Origin of the sequence: Sulfitobacter sp., assembly GCF_041552635.1 — a bacterium.
Classification (GTDB): domain Bacteria; phylum Pseudomonadota; class Alphaproteobacteria; order Rhodobacterales; family Rhodobacteraceae; genus Sulfitobacter.
On record NZ_JBFEKM010000275.1, the window covers coordinates 1 to 3381 of the forward strand.

Sequence of the window (3381 nt, forward strand, 5' to 3'; positions counted from 1 at the left end):
AGCCTTCAGCCAATGGAAGACAAGCTGGCTTAGCCGCGAGGCAATATGTGCCGTGGGCGCGTTGATCTTGATGGCGATCTACGGTTTCGGGGCCGTGTTTCTTGAGCAGCACTGGCGTGCAATCGGGGTTCTGGGCGGGCTCTTATCTTTGGGCACCGTCTTTACCACGTCGATGATCTACGCCCAGCTCAAAACGGTGCCGCGGTGGCATATAACCCTGACACCGTTGAACTTTCTGTCGCTGTCGGTCGCTGGTGGGGTCTTGCTGGCCGGCCAAGTCACATGGGCAATCTGGTTGATTACAATCGCAGGTGCCATCCAACTGGCCACATGGGTCATTGGTGACACCCGCTTTGCCGCCTCAGGTTCAACCCTTGCGACGGCGACACAGCTTGGCAGCATCGGCAAGGTCCGCGCCTTTGAACCACCGCATACTGGCACCAATTATCTGTTGCGGGAATTCGTCCATGTGATCGGCCGCAAACACGCCACCAAATTGCGGGTCATCGCACTTGGGTTAATGGTCGTGCTGCCGGTCATCTTGCTACTGGCCTCCCGCTCCCACTTTGCAGGGGGGCTCGCCTTACTGGCGCATGTCGCAGGTGTTTTCACGGCGCGCTGGTTGTTCTTTGCCCAGGCCGAACATGTGGTCGGCCTGTATTACGGCAAGCGCTAACGCTCAAAGCGCCAGCCGCCGCTCCACAATCCGCGCCATGATCGATGCGCCTACTGGCAAGATCGACGGGTCCAGCACAAACCCCGGATTGTGCAGCGCCACTGTTCCGGCGTGCCCGACAGTGCAATATGCCCCCGGCACGACCTTCAACATATCGGCGAAATCTTCCGATCCTGTCGCTGGTTCGGTTTTGTAATTCAGGTTGTCGGCACCGACGATATCGCCCGCCGCGTCCATATAGGCATCCGACAATTCGTCATTGTTGATCAGCACGTCAAAGACATTGCGCAGCGTGCAGGTGATTTCTACATCATGGGCCAAGGCCATACCCGCGCAGATCGCCTGCATCCGGGTCGCTGCCAATTCATAGATTTCATCTTTGAAATAGCGGATCGTCCCTGCCAGCGTCGCCGTTTGCGGGACCACATTATAGGCAACGCCCGCATGCATCTGGGTGATCGACACCACGCAAACCTCTAGCGGGGCCATATTACGGCTGAGGATCGTCTGTAGTTCAGTTGCCAGCGACGCCGCAATGATCAGCGCGTCTTTTGACCGATGCGGCTGCGCAGCGTGACTGCCCTGACCTTTGACCTCGATGTCAAAGAAGGCAGCGCCCGCCATCGCTTCGCCTTTGCAAATGCCGACTTTGCCGGGCTGGCCGTTCGGCGTGTTGTGCATGCCATAGATTTCATCGCAGGGAAACAGCTCGAACAAGCCATCGGCCAGCATTTGGCGCGCGCCCCCGAGACCTTCCTCAGCCGGTTGGAACACGATCACCGCCGTGCCGTCAAAGTCACGGGTCGCCGCCAGATGTTTCGCCGCCCCCAGCAACATCGTGGTGTGGCCGTCATGACCACAGGCATGCATCACGCCCGCATTGACCGACCCATAGTCCAGCCCGGTTACCTCGTGAATGGGCAGCGCATCCATGTCGGCGCGCAAGCCAACGCGCCGGTTGCCTTGCCCCTTGCCTTCGATCAACGCCACGACGCCGGTTTTGCCAAGCCCTGTATGTACCTCGTCCACGCCAAAGCTGCGCAGATGGTCGGCGACGATCGCGCTTGTACGGGTCTCGGTGAAGCCGATCTCTGGATGGGTGTGCAGATCGCGAAAAATCGCCTCAAGCTCGGGGATACTGTCGGCGATGACGGGTAGGATGTTCATGGGGTACGGCTCCGCTAAAGGTGCAGCCATCGTGGTCTGCAATCCGCGCCACATCAACCCCTGTCGGTGTGGCGGGGCATCACACCCCGCCAGTTTTTTCTTAGCTGATCAGCCCGGCGTGGCGCAGGCCATTATCCACCAACGCCTTGGTCGCGTCGGTCAACGGCACCAGTGGCAGACGCACATCGGGCGCACAAAGGCCCAGACGGGACATCGCGTATTTCACGCCCACCAACCCCGGCTCGGTAAAGATCGCCTTGTGCAAGGGCATCAACGCATCCTGAATTTTCAACGCGGCGGCATAATCGCCAGCAAGGCAATGGGCCTGCATTTGGCTGATCAGCTTGGGCGCGACATTCGCGGTGACCGAAATACAGCCCACGCCACCTTGGGCGTTGAACCCGTGTGCTGTGGCGTCTTCGCCTGACAGCTGGATAAAGTCCGGCCCGCACAGCATCCGTTGGTCACAGACCCGCGCCAGATCACCGGTGGCATCCTTGACACCGACGATGCGCGGCAGCTTGGCCAGCTCGGCCATGGTGGCGGGCATCATATCCACGACCGAACGACCGGGAATATTGTAGATGATGATCGGCAGACCGCAGGCATCATGAATCGCAGTGAAATGCGCGATCAGACCCGCTTGGGTCGGCTTGTTATAATAGGGCGTGACAACCAGCACGGCATCGGCCCCAACGCTTTCGGCGTGCTTGGCCAGACGGATGCTTTCGATCGTGTTGTTGGACCCCGCCCCTGCAACAACAGGGATGCGTCCGGCGGCGGCTTTGACCACCTCGGCCACAACGGTTTCATGTTCGGCGTGGGTCAGCGTGGGCGATTCACCCGTGGTGCCAACGGGGACCAACCCGTTCGACCCTTCAGCGATGTGCCACTCAACCAGTTTCTTGAGCGTGTCCAAATCCAGCGCGCCGTTCGTGAACGGCGTGACGAGTGCAGGCAGAGAACCTTGTAACATATGCACGCTCCTTTTCTTGCGTTGCTGGGCAGGCGCCCGATTGCTGACTGGCGGCAACGTGAGTTGAAACCCATGTGCCTTACAGTATGTTGCAAGGCTGTAGCCTTTGATCACTAGGAAATGCAAGAGATGACACGCGCCGCCCTGACGCTGATACTGCTATTCACCCTTGCTTTTCCGGCTCTGGCCGAACGCCCGCGCCCCTTGGGTTGGGCGATGGATGCCGTGCGGGCGGGCAACTGGGACAATGCCGCGTTGATCGCGCGCCGCGATGGCGCGGTGGCTGTGGATATCGTCGAATGGCACCGACTGCGGGCAGGGCTTGGGACCTATGCGCAGGTGATGGATTTTCTGACCCGCCGCCCCGATTGGCCCGGCGAAGCCTATTTGCGCAAACAATCCGAGGATGCCGTGATTGAGACGGGTGACACGGCCATGCTCGCGTTCTTTCAGGGCCGCCCCCCGCAAACTGCGCGCGGCGTGCTGGCCTATGCCGCCGCCCTGACCCGCGCCAACCGCAGCGGAGAGGCGCAGGCGCGCCTGGTTCTGGCGTGGCGCACCA

General features: G+C 60.4%; 3 protein-coding genes and 1 pseudogene. 2 read left to right on the plus strand and 2 right to left on the minus strand.

Annotated features, from left to right (window positions below; genetic code table 11):
- Positions 1 to 676, plus strand: a 676-nt coding sequence (locus ABYT07_RS19900; RefSeq protein WP_372993749.1) for a dimethyl sulfoxide reductase anchor subunit family protein, incomplete at its 5' end; no start/stop codon positions are given.
- Positions 677 to 679: 3 nt separating this feature from the next.
- On the opposite strand, the gene ABYT07_RS19905 is transcribed toward ABYT07_RS19900, so the two are convergent.
- Together ABYT07_RS19905 and dapA are read right to left on the minus strand one after the other, a co-directional pair.
- Complete coding sequence (locus ABYT07_RS19905; RefSeq protein ID WP_372993750.1) at positions 680 to 1843, minus strand: M20 aminoacylase family protein; 1164 nt, start codon at positions 1841 to 1843, stop codon at positions 680 to 682.
- Positions 1844 to 1943: 100 nt separating this feature from the next.
- Positions 1944 to 2819 carry a 4-hydroxy-tetrahydrodipicolinate synthase gene (gene dapA / locus ABYT07_RS19910; protein WP_372993751.1) on the minus strand — a complete coding sequence of 292 codons (876 nt, stop codon included), beginning with the start codon at positions 2817 to 2819 and terminating at the stop codon, positions 1944 to 1946.
- 129 nt (positions 2820 to 2948) lie between these two features.
- Here dapA and ABYT07_RS19915 point away from each other — a divergent pair.
- A pseudogene (locus ABYT07_RS19915) lies at positions 2949 to 3381 on the plus strand (lytic transglycosylase domain-containing protein); the annotation flags it as partial.